This is a genomic window from Microbacterium bovistercoris (assembly GCF_003387575.1).
Taxonomy (GTDB): domain Bacteria; phylum Actinomycetota; class Actinomycetes; order Actinomycetales; family Microbacteriaceae; genus Microbacterium; species Microbacterium bovistercoris.
This window is the reverse complement of the sequence record NZ_QUAB01000046.1, coordinates 43,636-58,883: the sequence shown is the minus strand read 5'-3', so window position 1 is coordinate 58,883 and position 15,248 is coordinate 43,636. Positions and strand designations below refer to the sequence as shown.

General features: G+C 68.9%; 17 protein-coding genes. 12 read left to right on the top strand and 5 right to left on the bottom strand.

Annotated elements, in window-relative coordinates; all coding sequences use genetic code 11:
* Positions 1 to 2 precede the first annotated feature (2 nt).
* The 7 genes from DY023_RS13595 (at position 3) to DY023_RS13565 (ending at position 5,205) form a co-directional block, all read left to right on the top strand.
* Entirely contained in the window at positions 3 to 731 is a 729-nt protein-coding gene (locus tag DY023_RS13595) for a 16S rRNA (uracil(1498)-N(3))-methyltransferase (RefSeq protein WP_116242879.1), read from the top strand.
* Positions 732 to 755: 24 nt separating this feature from the next.
* Positions 756 to 1,103, top strand: coding sequence for an HIT domain-containing protein (locus DY023_RS13590; RefSeq protein ID WP_116242878.1), 348 nt, complete (start codon positions 756 to 758; stop codon positions 1,101 to 1,103).
* A 46-nt stretch (positions 1,104 to 1,149) separates the two neighbouring features.
* A complete protein-coding gene (locus tag DY023_RS13585) occupies positions 1,150 to 2,175 on the top strand; it encodes a PhoH family protein (protein ID WP_116243098.1) in 1,026 nt (341 codons plus the stop codon).
* A gap of 16 nt (positions 2,176 to 2,191) precedes the next feature.
* Entirely contained in the window at positions 2,192 to 2,650 is a 459-nt protein-coding gene (ybeY, locus tag DY023_RS13580) for an rRNA maturation RNase YbeY (protein ID WP_116242877.1), read from the top strand.
* Positions 2,647 to 3,918 carry a hemolysin family protein gene (locus DY023_RS13575; protein WP_116242876.1) on the top strand — a complete coding sequence of 424 codons (1,272 nt, stop codon included), beginning with the start codon at positions 2,647 to 2,649 and terminating at the stop codon, positions 3,916 to 3,918. Before ybeY ends, DY023_RS13575 begins: the two co-directional genes overlap by 4 nt.
* The gene (era, locus tag DY023_RS13570) at positions 3,911 to 4,807 is read left to right on the top strand and encodes a GTPase Era (RefSeq protein WP_116242875.1); all 897 of its coding nucleotides are present in this window, start codon (positions 3,911 to 3,913) and stop codon (positions 4,805 to 4,807) included. The genes DY023_RS13575 and era overlap by 8 nt, the downstream gene beginning before the upstream one ends.
* Positions 4,808 to 4,911: 104 nt before the next feature.
* Positions 4,912 to 5,205, top strand: coding sequence for a hypothetical protein (locus tag DY023_RS13565; protein ID WP_147303306.1), 294 nt, complete (start codon positions 4,912 to 4,914; stop codon positions 5,203 to 5,205).
* Here DY023_RS13565 and DY023_RS13560 read toward each other — a convergent pair.
* Together DY023_RS13560 and DY023_RS13555 are read right to left on the bottom strand one after the other, a co-directional pair.
* On the bottom strand, positions 5,202 to 5,576 hold the full coding sequence (locus DY023_RS13560) for a VOC family protein (RefSeq protein WP_116242873.1): 375 nt from the start codon (positions 5,574 to 5,576) through the stop codon (positions 5,202 to 5,204). The two genes, DY023_RS13565 and DY023_RS13560, sit on opposite strands and share 4 nt — an antisense overlap.
* 42 nt (positions 5,577 to 5,618) lie before the next feature.
* Positions 5,619 to 7,394, bottom strand: coding sequence for a DUF2207 family protein (locus DY023_RS13555; RefSeq protein ID WP_116242872.1), 1,776 nt, complete (start codon positions 7,392 to 7,394; stop codon positions 5,619 to 5,621).
* A gap of 37 nt (positions 7,395 to 7,431) precedes the next feature.
* Between DY023_RS13555 and DY023_RS13550 the strand changes: the two genes are divergently transcribed.
* Entirely contained in the window at positions 7,432 to 8,379 is a 948-nt protein-coding gene (locus DY023_RS13550) for an NADP-dependent oxidoreductase (protein ID WP_116242871.1), read from the top strand.
* Positions 8,380 to 8,533: 154 nt separating this feature from the next.
* Positions 8,534 to 10,288, top strand: coding sequence for a 2-isopropylmalate synthase (gene leuA / locus DY023_RS13545; protein ID WP_116242870.1), 1,755 nt, complete (start codon positions 8,534 to 8,536; stop codon positions 10,286 to 10,288).
* A gap of 129 nt (positions 10,289 to 10,417) precedes the next feature.
* Here leuA and DY023_RS13540 read toward each other — a convergent pair whose 3' ends face one another.
* Positions 10,418 to 11,104: a trimeric intracellular cation channel family protein gene (locus DY023_RS13540; RefSeq protein WP_116242869.1), complete on the bottom strand. Its 687-nt coding sequence runs from the start codon at positions 11,102 to 11,104 to the stop codon at positions 10,418 to 10,420.
* Between the two features lie 36 nt (positions 11,105 to 11,140).
* On the opposite strand from DY023_RS13540, the gene recO reads away from it, so the two are divergent.
* Genes recO through DY023_RS13525 form a run of 3 tightly spaced genes read left to right on the top strand, consistent with a single transcriptional unit; the run spans position 11,141 to position 13,382 of the window.
* Positions 11,141 to 11,872 carry a DNA repair protein RecO gene (gene recO / locus DY023_RS13535; protein ID WP_116242868.1) on the top strand — a complete coding sequence of 244 codons (732 nt, stop codon included), beginning with the start codon at positions 11,141 to 11,143 and terminating at the stop codon, positions 11,870 to 11,872.
* Positions 11,869 to 12,666, top strand: a complete 798-nt coding sequence (locus tag DY023_RS13530) for an isoprenyl transferase (RefSeq protein WP_116242867.1) — start codon at positions 11,869 to 11,871, stop codon at positions 12,664 to 12,666. The genes recO and DY023_RS13530 overlap by 4 nt, the downstream gene beginning before the upstream one ends.
* 29 nt (positions 12,667 to 12,695) lie before the next feature.
* Positions 12,696 to 13,382 (top strand): DsbA family oxidoreductase, encoded by a 687-nt coding sequence (locus DY023_RS13525; RefSeq protein ID WP_116242866.1) that lies wholly within the window; start codon positions 12,696 to 12,698, stop codon positions 13,380 to 13,382.
* A 57-nt stretch (positions 13,383 to 13,439) separates the two neighbouring features.
* On the opposite strand, the gene DY023_RS13520 is transcribed toward DY023_RS13525, so the two are convergent.
* Together DY023_RS13520 and DY023_RS13515 are read right to left on the bottom strand one after the other, a co-directional pair.
* The gene (locus tag DY023_RS13520) at positions 13,440 to 14,639 is read right to left on the bottom strand and encodes a metallophosphoesterase family protein (RefSeq protein WP_116242865.1); all 1,200 of its coding nucleotides are present in this window, start codon (positions 14,637 to 14,639) and stop codon (positions 13,440 to 13,442) included.
* Positions 14,640 to 14,734: 95 nt separating this feature from the next.
* Positions 14,735 to 15,238, bottom strand: coding sequence for a glutathione peroxidase (locus DY023_RS13515; protein ID WP_116242864.1), 504 nt, complete (start codon positions 15,236 to 15,238; stop codon positions 14,735 to 14,737).
* Positions 15,239 to 15,248: the final 10 nt, after the last annotated feature.

Below are 15,248 nucleotides of genomic sequence, written 5' to 3'. Positions count from 1 at the left end.
CCATGGCCCTTCACTTCGTCACGCAGGCGGGCACCACCGCCCATGAGGGTGAGCGCGTGCTGCTCACCGGCGCCGAGGCCAAGCATGCGGCTGTCGTGCGCAGGGTGCGCGTCGGCGAGTCCGTCACGATCGGCGACGGCGCAGGCGTGTGGCTCGAGGGCGTCGTCGAGGATGTCTCGGCGACAGAGGTCGCCGTGCGGATCACCGCACGTCGGGAGCACCCGCTGCCCGAGGTGCGGATCGTGCTCGCGCAGGCCCTCGCGAAGGGCGACAGGGACGAGCTCGCCGTGCAGGCCGCCTGCGAACTGGGAGTCGACGAGATCGTGCCCTGGCAGGCGTCGCGCAGCATCTCCCGCTGGGAGGGGCCGAAGGCCGCGAAGGGCAGGGAGCGATGGGCGACGATCGTCCGCGAGGCCGCCAAGCAGGCGCACCGGCCATGGGTTCCCGAGGTGTCCTCCGTCGAGTCCACCGGTCAGCTCGCCAAGCGAGCTGCGGATGCCAGGATGCTGGTGCTCGACCCCACCGCGCAGACCGCGCTCAGCAGCATCCGCGCCGACGAACGCGACCTCCTTCTCGTCGTCGGCCCCGAGGGCGGGATCTCCGCCGAGGAACTGGACCGGCTTACCGAGGCCGGCGCCGAGCGCGTGCGCCTCGGCGACACCGTGCTGCGCACCTCGACCGCCGGTCCTGCCGCAATCGCGCTGCTCTCGGGCATCCTCGGCCGCTGGTGAAACCCTCTCACTAGACTGGACTCCATGACGGAACCCTCGATCTTCACCCGCATCCTCGGCGGAGAGATCCCCGGCGAGATCCTCGCCGAGACCGACCGGGTCTTCGCGATCCGCGACATCAACCCGCAGGCGCCGCTGCACGCCCTCGTGATCCCCAAGACCGAGCAGTACCGCGACGTCACCGAGCTCGCCGCCGGCGACCCCGGTCTGCTGGCGGAACTCGTGCAGGTCGCGAAGGAGCTCGCCGTCGAGCATGCCAACGGCGAGTACCGGCTGATCTTCAACAACGGCGCGAGCGCCGCGCAGTCCGTGTTCCACGTGCACGCGCACGTGCTCGGCAATCTCCCGGAGGACAGGCTCGTTGGCTTCTGACCCCACCCCCGAACGCACCGAGGTGATCTCGGTGGACGGCATCGCCATGGTGCAGCTGCTCGGTCCGCAGGACCGACTGCTGCGCATGCTCGAGAAGCAGCATCCGGCGGTCCAGGTGCTCGTGCGCGGCAACGAGATCACTCTCAGCGGCTCCGCTGCCGACGTCGGCGCGGCGAAGGCCCTCACCGACGAGCTGATCACGATGACGCGCGCCGGTCACGACCTCGCCCCGAGCGATGTCGAGAGCTCCGCACGCATCCTGCGCCAGGACGACGGGCCGCGCCCCAGCGAGGTGCTCGGCGAGGCGATCCTGTCCACCCGTGGCCGCGTCATCCGGCCGAAGACCCTCGGACAGAAGGAGTATGTCGACGCGATCGAGGAGAACACGATCGTCTTCGGCATCGGGCCCGCGGGTACCGGTAAGACCTACCTCGCGATGGCGAAGGCCGTGCAGGCGCTGCAGCGCAAGGAGGTCGAGCGCATCATCCTGACGCGTCCGGCCGTCGAGGCGGGGGAGCGGCTGGGCTTCCTGCCGGGCACGTTGACCGACAAGATCGATCCGTACCTGCGTCCGCTGTACGACGCCCTGAACGAGATGATGGACCCCGAGATCGTGCCCCGGCTGATGGCCAGCGGCACGATCGAGGTCGCCCCGCTGGCGTATATGCGCGGAAGGACGTTGAACGACTCCTTCGTCGTGCTCGACGAGGCGCAGAACACCACGCCCGAGCAGATGAAGATGTTCCTGACCCGTCTCGGCTTCGGCACGAAGATGGTGGTCACCGGCGACATCACTCAGGTCGACCTGCCGCAGGGCGCGTCGGGCCTCCGTCTGGTGACGCGGGTGCTGAAGGACATCGACGACATCCACTTCTCCCGGCTGACCAGCGACGACGTCGTGCGGCACACGCTGGTGGGGCGGATCGTCGATGCGTACAGCGAGTACGACGAGCAGCGCACCGCCGCCAGGGCGGAGCGCGAGCAGGCGCACGAGTTCGCGAACCGCGCCGACCGGCGCTCGGGGATGCGGCCGGGGCCGAGAGACCGGATGCCGAAGCGCGGCGTTTCGTGAGGAGACAGGGCCTTTCATGATCGAGATCAACAACGAGTCCGCCGTCTCCATCGACGAGACGGTGCTGCAGCGGCTCACCGAGTTCAACCTCGCGCAGCTGCACGTCAGCCCGGATGCCGAGGTCGCCATCGTCCTCGTGGACGAGGGCGCGATGGAGTCGCTGCACGTGCAGTGGATGGACGAGCCGGGCCCCACCGATGTGCTGAGCTTCCCGATGGACGAGCTGCGCCCCGGCAGCGAGGACCACCCGACGCCGCCCGGACTGCTCGGAGACATCGTGCTCTGCCCGCAGGTGGCGGAATCGCAGGCGGCGACAGCGGGCCACACGCTGATGGATGAGCTGATCCTGCTCACCACGCACGGTCTGCTGCACCTGCTCGGGTTCGATCACGCCGAGCCCGACGAGGAGCGTGAGATGTTCGGGCTGCAGAAGGAGCTGATCCGCGGGTTCGCGGCATCCGAACGACGACGATGATCGCAGTGATCCTGATCGCCGCGGCCGTGCTCCTGGTCGCCTTCGGCGGCCTGATGGCGGCGGTCGACGCGGCGTTTTCGGTGAGTTCGCGCAGTGACCTCGAGGAGATGGCCGAGGCGGGGCGCAACGCACCGGCCTTGGCGAAGATCGCTGAAGACCCCGATGCGCACGTGAACTCCGTCGCGTTCATGCGTGTGCTGTCCGAGACCACGGCCGCCGTGCTCGTGACGGTCGCCCTCGTGCAGACGCTGCCGAACGACTGGTGGGCGATGCTCGCCGCCGCGGTGCTGATGACGGGCATCACGTTCGTGCTGGTCGGGGCGAGCCCGCGTTCGTTCGGGCGCCACCACGCCGACGGACTGCTGCGGATCTGGGCACCGGTCGTGCACGGGGTGCGCGTCGTGCTCGGCCCGCTCGCGCAAGGACTGGTGGCACTCGGTCGCCGGGTGACGCCCGGTGGCGGACGCAGCACGTTCGCGTCCGAGGAGCAGCTGCTCAGCATGGTCGACGAGGCCGCGTCCAACGACCTCATCGAAGAGGACGACCGCGACCTCATCCACTCGGTGTTCGACTTCACCGACCAGTTCGTGCGGGCCGTGATGGTGCCGCGCACCGAGATGGTGGCGGTGGATGCCACGGCGACGACGACCGAGGCGATGGACCTGTTCCTGTCCAAGGGCGTCTCGCGGATGCCGGTGGTCGACGACGACGCCGACGACGTGGTGGGCGTGCTGTACCTGAAGGACCTGGTGCAGTTCGCCTACCGGGACGAGAGCGCCTGGCGCGGCGCGCCGGTGCGCCCGATCGCACGGCCGGCGACGTTCGTGCCGGAGTCGATGCGGGCGGAGACGCTGCTGCAGCAGATGAAGCGCGACGCCGTGCACGTGTGCCTGGTGATCGACGAGCACGGCGGCATCTCGGGTCTGGTCACGCTGGAGGACCTCATCGAGGAGCTGGTCGGTGAGATCGCCGACGAGTACGACCGGGGTCCGGCAGAGGTCGTCGAACTCGGCGACGGTCGCTACCGGGTGAATTCGCGACTGTCGCTGGAGGACGTCGGCGACCTGTTCGACCTGGAGCTCGAGGACGAGGACGTCGACTCGATCGGCGGCCTGCTCGGCAAGGCCCTCGGCCAGGTGCCGCAACCAGGAGCCACGGCCGTCGTCGACGGACTGGTGCTCACCGGGGGCGCATCGCGCGGTCGCGGAAGAGGTATCGCTACGGTGTTCGTGGAACGGGCGCCGGAGGAGGAGTCGGAAGATGAGTGAAGACAAGCACAGCGGATTCGTCACGTTCGTGGGGCGTCCGAACGTGGGCAAGTCCACGCTGACGAACGCCCTGGTGGGCGAGAAGATCGCGATCACCAGTGAGAAGCCGCAGACCACGCGGCGCGCGATCCGCGGCATCGTGAACCGGCCCGGCGGGCAGCTCGTGATCGTCGACACCCCCGGCATCCACAAGCCGCGCACGCTTCTCGGTGAACGGCTCAACGACCTCGTCGAGCAGGTGCTCGGCGACGTCGACGTGATCGGCTTCTGCGTGCCGGCGACCGAGAAGGTCGGCCCCGGCGACCGCCGTATCGCGGCGTCGCTCGACGGCTACCCCCGCGCGAAGAAGATCGCGATCGTCACCAAGACGGATGCCGCGGAACGCGACGAGATCACCGAGCGCCTCATCGAGGTGGACTCGCTGCGTGAGGACTGGGCGGCCGTCATCCCGCTGTCCTCGGTCGCGAACGACCAGCTCGACGTGCTCGCCGACGAGGTGCTCGCGCTGATGCCCACCGGCCCCGCGCTCTACGAGGACGGCGTCGTCACCGACGAGTCGCTCGAGGACCGGGTCGCCGAGATCATCCGTGAGGCGGCGCTGGAGGGCGTGCGCGACGAGCTGCCGCACTCCATCGCCGTCGTCATCGACGACATCGCGCCGCGCGAGGACAGCGACCTCACCGACGTGTTCGCCTCGATCGTCGTCGAGCGCGACAGCCAGAAGGCGATCATCATCGGCCGCAAGGGCTCGCGCCTGCGCGATGTCGGCGCCACTGCGCGCGCACAGATCGAGCCGCTGCTCGGCACTCGGGTGTTCCTGAAGCTGCATGTGAAGGTAGCCAAGGAGTGGCAGCGCGATCCCAAGCAGCTCGGCCGGCTCGGGTTCTGACGCTCCTTCCGATCTTCGGCGCCCTTCGTCACCTCCCCGGGTCCTGAGCGAGCGCAGCGAGACGAAGGGCGTGCGTCAGGTCCCATCTGATGCGACCATGAATCATGGGTGCGGGGAACGGGCGTGACCCGGAACGGTGGTGGCGCCGGACTGTGCTGGCCGTCGGCGCGGTCCTCGGGACGGCGGCGGGCCTTTTCGGGTCGGTGTTCGGGCCGTACTACCCCGGCGCACTGGGGCTCGTACTCGCCGCCCTCGGTCTGGTCGGCGCGCGTCGCCGCTGGGGACGCCTGGTCCTCGTGATCGGCCTGGCGCTCTTCACCGGTGCTCTTCTGTACGTCGTGCTCGGGCTGCTGGCGCCGAGCGCGCCGCGCAGCGGCTCAAGCGGTGCCCTCGGCTAGTCGCTCGGCACAACATGCTCGACAAGGCCGACGAGATTGCCCTCGCTGTCGCGGATGAATGCCTGCCATTCCTGGGTCCCGGCCGGACCGAGAGTGTCGTCCTCGTGTTCGAAGATGACGTGAGGCTCGGTCTCGATCGTCACGCCGGTGGCGCGGAGCCGGTCGACCCTGTCGTGGATGTTCGTCACCGCGAGATAGATGAGAGCGGCCGGCGCCCCTCGTTCCAGCAGCAGACGCGTGCCGTCCAGGTCGTAGAACACGAGGCCCGGCGGGTCGAAGCGTCCCGTGGGCCGTGCGTCGAGCAGGTCCGTGTAGAAGCGCGCGGCTCGGTCGAGGTCGTCGGCGTGCTGAGCGATCTGCGTGAGGTGCATCCGTCCACAGTGTCCCGCGGTGCCGATTCGCGCAAGAGGCGGTCACCGCCCGCCGGAGAACCCGCCGCCTCCGCCGCCGCCGGAGAACCCGCCGCCGAATGAGCCGCTCGAGGAGGAGGACGACGTCGCGACCGGCGTCGCGTGCAGGGTAGCGCCCATGGTCGACAGCGACGATCCGAACGAGCCCATCGTGTACCCGGCGTACCAGCCCGGCGCGCTGCCGGCGCGCTCGTACTGCACCTCGAGCACCTCGGCCCATTCCTTCTCGAGTCCGAACAGCATCGCGTAGGGGAGCAGTCGTTCGTAGAGCACGATGATGTCGACCTCGCCGTCGCTGCGCCGCTCAGCGCCCGTGTACGACTGCAGCATCCGGATGCGATCCGCCTCGGCGAGACGGATGTACTCGCGCGCGCCGAGCAGCAGCTCGCGGGTCTCGGCGCCCTTCGGCGTGAGAACAGTCTTCTTCAGCATCAGCAGAACGGCGAGGACGATCGTCGCGGCGAGGAGCAGAACGCTGATGACGAAGGCGACGATCGCCGCTGGTCGCTGCACCGCCAGCCCGGGGATCGCTAGTCCGACGGCGATGAGTCCGGCCACGACCCCGAGGATCCCGAGCACCAGCCCTCCTGCCGATCGCCGCGACTCGGTGAGCCCGCGGTCGGATGCCGCGGTCGCCGCGGTCTTCGGCAGGTTGGAGAGGCGCCGGGCGAGATCGGTGTCCGGGGTGCCGAGGTCGACCTGATCGCCGGGCTCACGGTCGGGGAAGAGGCCGCGCAGCGTCGCGGAATCCAGTGGATCGCCGACGTTCTCGCCGGCGAGGAACGTGAGCCTCGGCTTCTTCTTCCCGTCCTCGATGCGCAGCGCGCCGTGCACGCCGAGGTGCACGATCTCGGCAGGGATCGCCTTCGCCTTGCTGCCCTCGAGCAGGGCCGCCAACAGCGGCGGGAGGTCCGCCGGCACTTCGTACTGCGCGACGACGATCCCGTCGCCCTGCCCTCGGTGCCGTCGCTTCATCAGGCCGACCGACAGGAGTCCCGCTCCGCCGAGCAGCAGTCCGCCGCCCGCGAGACCGTAGGGGATGACATCGGTCAGGGGATCGGGTTGCAGGGCGGGCGACGGCGTCACGGTGCCGGGTTCGAACGGGAAGGCGACGGTCACGCCCTCACCCGCGCCCAGGTCCGTCGCGGTCACGGTGTAGACGCCGGCCTGTTCGACGAGATCGCAGGTGGCCTTCGCGCCGTAGCCACCCTGGTAGCAGCTGGGCAGGCCGGCCGTCGCACCGGTCAGCGCATCGTCGAACCGGATGCTGCCGGTGAACCGCGCGATGTCCTGCGTGGAGTCCAGTGGCAGCAGATCCCAGTAGAACTCGTCGATCTCCGCGTCATCCGGCGTGTGGAACACGTCGCGCATCGTGTACTCGATGACGTAGGTGGTCGAGCCGTGCTTGTATGTGTCGTCGTCGATCGAGACGAACAGCACGTCGTCGTCGGACTCCGTCTCGTAGGGCACGTCATGGCCCTCGCCATCGGTCACCGAGATCACTCGGGGATACAGCGGCGCGCTGCCGTACACCTCCGCCAATCCGCGCACGATGCCGCGGTTCTGATCGGTCTGGGGGAACTCCGCCACCACGGTCTCCGTGACGTGCATCAGCGCGCGACCCTCGTCATCGAGGCCGATCTGGTACTGCGAATCCCACGTGGAGTACGAGAAGTCGTCGACGTCTGCTCGCGCGACGGATGCCGGCAGCACGGCCACAGTGAGGACGGCGAAGAACCCGGCGATCAGGACGGAGCGGAGAGCGGAGCGCAGGCGCATCCCTCCACGCTATCCGCAGCGGCGCTAGCGTGGAGGAATGGCATGGCACTGGATCGCAACCGAGTGGGGGAGCCCCGAACGCTGGCGTTTCGAGGAGTACGATCCGCCGGCTCCCGGCCACGGCGAAGTGACGATCGAGGTGCGCGCGGCCGGCGTGAACCCGGCCGATGCGAAGCACCTCGCGGTCGCCCGCCCGGGCGTGAACCTGCCCGCGCCGATCGGCTACGAGGTGTCCGGCGTCATCACGGCGGTGGGCCCGGACACCGAGATCGTCACCGGGCGGATCGGGATCGGGGACGAGGTGATCGCCTTCCGCATCAACGGCGGCTACGCCACCGAGGTCACCGTGCCGGCGCAGAAGGTGCTGCGCAAGCCCGCGCCGCTGACACACGCGGAGGCCGCCAACCTACTGCTGGCGGGCTCCACGGCGTCGGCCATGCTGCACGCCGTGGACGCACGGCCCGGCGAGACCCTGCTGCTTCATGCGGCCTCGGGTGCAGTCGGCGTCAGCGTGCTGCAGCAGGCTGCGCAGCGCGGCATCCGGGTCATCGGGACGGCGAGCGCGCGGCGCGCAGGCGAGGTGCGGCGCTTCGGCGGCACCCCGGTCGAGTACGGCGACGGGCTGCTGTATCGCATCGGTGCGGCGATGGCGGATGCCGGTGTCGAGGCGATCGATGCTGCGCTCGACGCCGCGGGCACCGATGAGGCGATCGACGCATCGCTCGCCCTGGTGAGCGACCGACGTCGGATCGTGACGATCGTCGCGCCTGCGGCCGCCGCCGAACACGGCTTCCAGGCGAGTTCGGGTTCGCAGCCCGAGACGGCGCGGTACCGCGATGCGGTGCGCATCGAACTCGTCGAGGCCGCTGAGCGCGGCGAACTCGTCGTCCCGATGGCTCGTGAGTACCCGCTCGCCCAAGCGCCGGAGGCGCTTCGGCTCCTCGCAGAGCGACACCCCGGAGGCAAGCTCGCGCTCGTGCCGTGAGCATTGTGCCAAGTCGGGTGTTAGCATTGAGCCATGCCTCTGGGCGGTCTGCTTCTTCTTAGCTGCCGCGACGAGTCCTGACTATCGGGCCTCTCTCGTCGCGGCGCTTGTGTTGGCCTGACTACTTTCCTGACGAAGAGAAACAGCACCGATCATGAAGAACAACCAGAAGCCCTCCGCGATGCCGGTCCACAAGTACCGGCCCTTCCACGAGCAGATCCGCGTCGACCTGCCCGACCGCACCTGGCCCGGCAAGCGCATCACCGAGGCGCCGCGCTGGTGCGCCGTCGACCTGCGCGACGGCAACCAGGCGCTCATCGACCCGATGTCGCCCGAGCGCAAGCGCGTCATGTTCGAGCTGCTCGTCGGCATGGGCTACAAGGAGATCGAGGTCGGGTTCCCGTCGGCTAGCCAGACCGACTTCGACTTCGTCCGCCAGTTGATCGAAGAGAACCTGATCCCCGACGACGTCACCATCCAGGTGCTGACCCAGTGCCGTGAGCACCTGATCGAGCGCACCTACGAGGCCATCGCCGGGGCCAAGCAGGCCATCGTGCACTTCTACAACTCCACCAGCGTGCTGCAGCGCGAGGTCGTGTTCCGCTCGGACCGCGAGGGCGTGAAGCAGATCGCCCTGGAGGGCGCACGCCTGTGCCGTGAGTTCGAGAAGCGCATCCCTGACACCGAGGTCTACTACGAGTACTCGCCGGAGAGCTACACCGGCACCGAACTGGAGTACGCCGTCGAGGTGTGCAACGCCGTGATCGAGGTGCTCGAGCCCACGCCCGACCGCAAGGTGATCATCAACCTGCCGGCCACCGTCGAGATGGCCACGCCGAACGTCTACGCCGATTCGATCGAGTGGATGAACCGCCACCTGGCGCACCGCGAGAACGTCATCCTCTCGCTGCACCCGCACAACGACCGCGGCACCGCGATCGCCGCCGCCGAACTGGGCTACATGGCCGGTGCCGACCGCATCGAGGGATGCCTGTTCGGCAACGGCGAGCGCACCGGCAACGTCGACCTGGTGGCGCTGGGCATCAACCTGTTCACGCAGGGCATCGACCCGCAGATCGACTTCAGCGACGTCGACCAGGTCAAGCGCACGGTCGAGTACTGCAACCAGCTCCCCGTCCCGGAGCGCAGTCCGTGGGCCGGCGACCTCGTCTTCACCGCATTCAGCGGCTCGCACCAGGACGCGATCAAGAAGGGCTTCGAGGCCATGGCGGCGAAGGCCGAGGAACAGGGCGTCTCGGTGGACGACATCGAGTGGGGCGTGCCCTACCTGCCCGTCGACCCGAAGGACCTCGGCCGCTCCTACGAGGCCGTCATCCGCGTCAACTCGCAGTCCGGCAAGGGCGGCGTCGCCTACCTGCTGAAGACCGACCACGCCCTCGACCTGCCGCGCAAGCTGCAGATCGAGTTCTCCGGCGTCGTGCAGGCCAAGACCGACGCGGAGGGCGGTGAGGTCACCAGCGACCAGATCTGGAAGATCTTCAACGACGAGTACCTGCCCGCCGACGACGCCGCACAGAAGTGGGGCCGCTTCGAGCTGCTCGGCACCCAGACCCGCAGCGACATGTCCGGCGAGGTCGTCCTCGACGTCGTGCTGCGCGACGGTGAGGCGCGCGACGAGGCCGTGGGCCGGGGCAACGGCCCGATCGCCGCGTTCATCGAGGTGCTGCGCGAGCGCGGCGTGGAGATCACGCTCTACGACTACGTCGAGCACACTCTCTCCACCGGCGGCGACGCGCAGGCTGCGGCCTATGTCGAGCTGCAGGTCGACGACCAGCGGCTGTGGGGCGTCGGCATCGACGGCGACATCTCGACCGCCTCGCTCAAGGCCATCGTGTCCTGCGTGAACCGCTCGGTGCGCACGCGCCGGAGCGAGCTCGCCGGGGTCTGACCCGGCAACCGATCCACCTCCGTGCCGTCACCCGTGCACGGAGGTCCGTCCGCGGCGCAACCGGCCGCGTGACTGCGACTGCGCCCCGGGACCGTGCCACACCACGCCGGCCCCGGGGCGACGTCCTGTTCAGGGCTTGATGATCGGGATCATCCCGGTCTCGGCCGCGACCTTGCGGCGGTACAGCCGCCGCTGCTCCGGCAGCGAGAGATCGAAGATGACGGCCAGCACGCGGATCACGGCGGTCACCACGATGCCGAGCACGGCGGCGAGCGTGATGTTCATACCCAGTCCGTGCGCGACGACGATGAACGTGCAGCCGGCGGCGGCCGCGACGGCGTAGAGCGAGCCGACGTGCATGATCGCGACCGGCAGCCCCATCAGCATGTCGCGCAGCACGCCGCCGCCGACGGCCGCGCAGGCGCCGATGAAGACGGCGGGCACGGGCGGGATGCCGAACGCAATCGCCTTGCTGGTGCCGAAGGCGCCGAACATGCCGATGACCACGGCGTCGAGGCCGACGATCACGGCGTTCAGGCGGTTGAACACCCCGGCCAGCAGCATCCCCACCAGCGCCGCGCCGGCGGCCGTGATCAGGTACCAGTTGCTCTGCAGCGTGGCGGGCGGCTGGCCGAGCAGCAGGTCGCGGATGAGACCGCCGCCCATGCCGATCATGATGCCGATGATCGCGACCCCCAGCCAGTCGAGGCGGCGCTGTCCCTGGAATCCCGAGGCGAACATCGCACCCTGGATGCCGCCGAGTCCGACGCCGAGCAGATCGGCCCAGAGCGGGATGGTGAAGAGCGGTTCGGTCACACGTCCATTGTCCCCGGCGCGGGGGATAATCGAACAATGCCGACCTACCGAGACGAAGCGGTGGTCCTGCGCACCCACAAGCTCGGCGAGGCGGACCGCATCCTCACCATGCTGTCCCGACGGCACGGGAAGATCCGCGCGGTCGCCAAGGGCGTGCGGCGCACGTCCTCCAAGTTCGGCGCCAGGCTGGAGCCGTTCATGGTCGCCGACGTGCAGCTCTACCAGGGCCGCACCCTCGACATCGTGCAGCAGGCCGAGTCACTGGGCTCGTACGGTTCGGACATCGCCGCGCACTACGACCGGTTCACCGCCGCGAACGCCATGGTCGAGACCGCCGACAGGCTGAACGAGGCGGAATCGACCCCCGAGCAGTACCTGCTGCTGGTGGGCGGGCTGCGCGCGCTCTCCCGCGGCGAGCACGCGGCGCGCAGCATCCTGGATTCCTACCTGCTGCGCGTGATGGCGCTGTCGGGCTGGGCGCCCTCTCTGGACGACTGCGCGCGCTGCGGCGCCCCCGGCCCGCACACGGCCTTTGTCGCACAGCTGGGCGGGCTGGTGTGTGGGGACTGCGCGCCGGCCGGAAGCCCGCGCATTGCGGCATCCGCGCTCGCACTGCTGCGGGCTCTGCTCGTCGGCGACTGGGAGCTGGTGGATGCTGCGTCGCCGGCAGACACCGCCGCCGCATCCGGCACGGTGGCGGCCTACGCCCAGTACCACCTCGAGCGTGGCATCCGCTCGCTCGAGCACCTCTCGGAAGGAATGCGGTGACCCCGAAGCCGTACACGCACAAGGACGCCGTCCCGTACCGGCCGCTGGACTGGACCGGCGTTCATCCTCCCGCGTTCCCCGCGGTGCCGAATCACGTCGCGATCGTCATGGACGGCAACGGACGTTGGGCGAACCGCCGCGGCCTGAACCGCATCGAGGGGCACAAGGCCGGCGAGGAGGTGCTGCTCGACGTCGTCGCCGGGGCCATCCAGGCCGGCGTGAAGCACCTTTCGGTGTACGCCTTCTCGACGGAGAACTGGGCGCGCTCCCCGGAGGAGGTGCGCTTCCTGATGGGCTACAACCGCGACGTGCTGCACCGCCGGCGCGACCAGCTCAACGAGTGGGGCGTGCGGGTGCGCTGGGCCGGCCGCAAGCCGCGTCTGTGGGGCTCGGTCATCAAGGAGCTGCAGTACGCCGAGCAGCTCACCCGCGGCAACGACGTGCTCACCCTGACGATGTGCGTCAATTACGGCGGACGCATCGAGCTGGTGGACGCGATGCGCGCGATCGCCGAGGACGTGAAGGCAGGGCGGATGAAGCCCAGCGCGATCACCGAGAAGGCGATCGGACGCCACCTCTACGTGCCGGACATCCCCGACGTCGACCTGTTCCTGCGCAGTTCGGGGGAGCAGCGCACCTCGAACTTCCTGCTCTGGCAGTCCGCCTACGCCGAGATGGTCTTCCTCGACACGCTCTGGCCCGACTTCTCCCGCGAGGAGCTCTGGCGGGCGATCGGTGTCTACCTCGACCGCGACCGCCGGTTCGGCGGGGCGGTGAACGCCCCCGCGGAATAGGACGGGCATCCATCCGGTTGAATGATGTTGTGAGCGAACCCATCTCCATCGACATCTGGTCCGACATCGCCTGCCCGTGGTGCTACATCGGCAAGCGCAACCTCGAGGCGGGCCTGGCGGCGACCGCGTCCGACGAGGACGCCCCCGAGGTGCGGATCACCTTCCACTCCTTCGAGCTCTCACCCGACACCCCGGTCGACTTCGACGGCGACGAGATCGACTTCCTCGCCGGACACAAGGGCATGCCCAGGGAGCAGGTCGAGCAGATGCTCTCGCACGTGACGAACGTGGCCGCGCAGGCCGGTCTGGAGTACAACTTCGACAAGCTGCAGCACACCAACACGGTGAAGGCGCACGAGCTGCTGCACCACGCCAAGGCCAAGGGGCTGCAGCACGAGATGGAGGAGCGGCTGATGTCCGCATACTTCACCGAGGGCAGGCACGTCGGCCGCATCGACGACCTCGTGGCACTGGCCGCCGAGGTCGGCCTGGATGCCGCCGAGACGGCCGAGGTCCTGCAGTCCTCGCAGTACCTCGATGCTGTGCGCGCCGACCAGGCGCAGGCGCGCGCGTACGGCATCAACGGCGTGCCGTTCTTCGTGATCGACGGCAAGTACGGCGTCAGCGGCGCACAGCCGGCCGAGGCGTTCCAGAACGTCATTCGCGACGTGTGGGCGCAGCGCGGTGCCGATTCCGAGGAAGAGCTCGCCGGCTGAGCGCAGACCTGAGAGAGGCCCGGTCCCTGGACCGGGCCTCTCTCGTCAGAAGGGTGATCAGATGCTCTGCTGCTTCGGTCCCAGCGGCAGAGGCTGCATCGGCTGGTCGTTCGCGGTCAGGTCGATGCCGAGGTCGCGCGCGTAGACGACCCTGGTCTGGATCGACACGTCGTCGCCGTTCTCGGTGAGCTCGAACACCCGGCCGCCTCGCATGCGGTTGCGCTCCGCGCCGTTCAGGCCGTAGGCGCCGAAGCCGGTGCCCGGCGCGTAGCCGAGCAGCACGCCGTAGTAGTCGCCGTAGTAGTCGTTGATGTGGTCGTGTCCGACGAAGACCCCCTTCACGTCACCGCGCTCGAGGATCGCGTTGTACATGCCGGAGTTGAACGGCCCGGGGCACTCGTCCTCGTTGCGCTCGCCCGTGATGCGGTGGCGCGCCTTGCCTCGTGCGGCGTCCGCGGGAGTGCGGGTGTCGACGCCGCCCCACCACATGAAGCGGTGCTCCCAGAGCGCGATGTGGATGAACATCAGCCCGGGGATCTTGCGGCCGCTGCGCTGCTCGAGGCGCTGGGACTGCTCGCGGTACCAGGAGACCTGGTCCATCCGGAGCCAGTCCCAGTCCGGGTAGCCGGTGAAGTCCTGACCGGCGATGTTCTCCGGTGCGTAGCGACCCGAGTCGAGCAGCCACAGGGCGAAGGCCTCGCGGTTCTTCTTCGCCGCCGATGCGATCGACACGATCGTATTGCTCGTCCCGGTGAGGCCGCGGGCGTTCTCGGCGTTCAGGTTGTAGTCGTAGGAGCGGTAGAACTCGAGCATCCCCGCCTCGTCGACGCCCGACGCGGGCAGCGAGTCCTCGTCGTGGTTGCCGTAGGTGACCGCCCATGGGATGCGGCGGGATTCCATCGGCTGCACGACGTTGTTGATCGCCTGCTTCACCGCGAGACGGGTCTCGCAGCCGGAGGAGATCACGTCGCCGTTGATCACGACGAAGTCGGGCTTCTCCTGATCGAGGACCTTCTCCATCAGTTCGACCGTGCGCCGGTCGGTCCGCTCATCGTCCTGCGTGTCGTTGAACTGGATGACCTTGAACGTCCGGTCCTCGTGGAACCGCAGTCGCGGGGCCGTCGCCGCCGGCTTCCCGGGCGCCGATGTTCCCGTCGTCTGCGCGTTCGCGGCCCCGAGCGGAAGGGCGGCGCTGACGGCCCCGATCGCTCCTGCGGTGAGTACGGTGCGCCGGCTCATCGGCAGTCGTTCTGGCATTCCAGGTCTCCTCTTCGTCGCGGGCGGGTTGCCGCCGCGGAGAAGCTAGGAGACGAAGATGGCGGGCGATCGACCGGCAGGTGAACGCTTTCCGTTCAGCGGCCGGCGGCGGCCAGCGCACCCTCGATCGCCGAGACGATCTCGGGGGAGTCCGGCTTCTGCTTCGGGCGGAACCGCTGCACCGAGCCGTCCGACGAGACCAGGAACTTCTCGAAGTTCCACTCCACGCGGCCGGCCTTGCCGTCGGCATCCGAGGTCTGCTTGAGAGCCTTGTAGAGGTCGGTGGCGCTGCGGCCGTTGACCTTCACCTTGTCGTTCACCGGGAACGTGACTCCGTAGGTGGTCGAGCAGAAGTCCAGGATCTGATCCATCGAGCCCGGTTCCTGACCGAAGAACTGGTTGCAGGGGAATCCGAGCACGGTGAAACCACGGGACTCGTAGGCGCGCTGCAGCTGCTCGAGCTGCTCGTACTGCGGGGTGAGCCCGCACTTGGAGGCGACGTTGACCACCAGCACGACATCGGCTCCGTAGTCGTCCAGCGTCTTCTCGGCACCTGCGGCGTCGGCGAACGGGATCTGGCGGAGGGGGAGGTCGGTCATATCCCCAGCC

Bases quoted from the DNA above. Each gene is read 5' to 3' on its own strand.
- DY023_RS13565 (WP_147303306.1), top strand. From the start codon at position 4,912: ATGGGTGCGGGGAACGGGCGTGACCCGGAACGGTGGTGGCGCCGGACT.
- ybeY (WP_116242877.1), top strand. From the start codon at position 2,192: ATGATCGAGATCAACAACGAGTCCGCCGTCTCCATCGACGAGACGGTG.
- DY023_RS13550 (WP_116242871.1), top strand. From the start codon at position 7,432: ATGGCATGGCACTGGATCGCAACCGAGTGGGGGAGCCCCGAACGCTGG.
- DY023_RS13555 (WP_116242872.1), bottom strand. From the start codon at position 7,394: ATGCGCCTGCGCTCCGCTCTCCGCTCCGTCCTGATCGCCGGGTTCTTC.
- era (WP_116242875.1), top strand. From the start codon at position 3,911: ATGAGTGAAGACAAGCACAGCGGATTCGTCACGTTCGTGGGGCGTCCG.
- DY023_RS13585 (WP_116243098.1), top strand. From the start codon at position 1,150: ATGGTGCAGCTGCTCGGTCCGCAGGACCGACTGCTGCGCATGCTCGAG.
- DY023_RS13575 (WP_116242876.1), top strand. From the start codon at position 2,647: ATGATCGCAGTGATCCTGATCGCCGCGGCCGTGCTCCTGGTCGCCTTC.
- DY023_RS13590 (WP_116242878.1), top strand. From the start codon at position 756: ATGACGGAACCCTCGATCTTCACCCGCATCCTCGGCGGAGAGATCCCC.
- recO (WP_116242868.1), top strand. From the start codon at position 11,141: ATGCCGACCTACCGAGACGAAGCGGTGGTCCTGCGCACCCACAAGCTC.
- DY023_RS13520 (WP_116242865.1), bottom strand. From the start codon at position 14,639: ATGCCAGAACGACTGCCGATGAGCCGGCGCACCGTACTCACCGCAGGA.
- leuA (WP_116242870.1), top strand. From the start codon at position 8,534: ATGAAGAACAACCAGAAGCCCTCCGCGATGCCGGTCCACAAGTACCGG.
- DY023_RS13560 (WP_116242873.1), bottom strand. From the start codon at position 5,576: ATGCACCTCACGCAGATCGCTCAGCACGCCGACGACCTCGACCGAGCC.
- DY023_RS13595 (WP_116242879.1), top strand. From the start codon at position 3: ATGGCCCTTCACTTCGTCACGCAGGCGGGCACCACCGCCCATGAGGGT.
- DY023_RS13515 (WP_116242864.1), bottom strand. From the start codon at position 15,238: ATGACCGACCTCCCCCTCCGCCAGATCCCGTTCGCCGACGCCGCAGGT.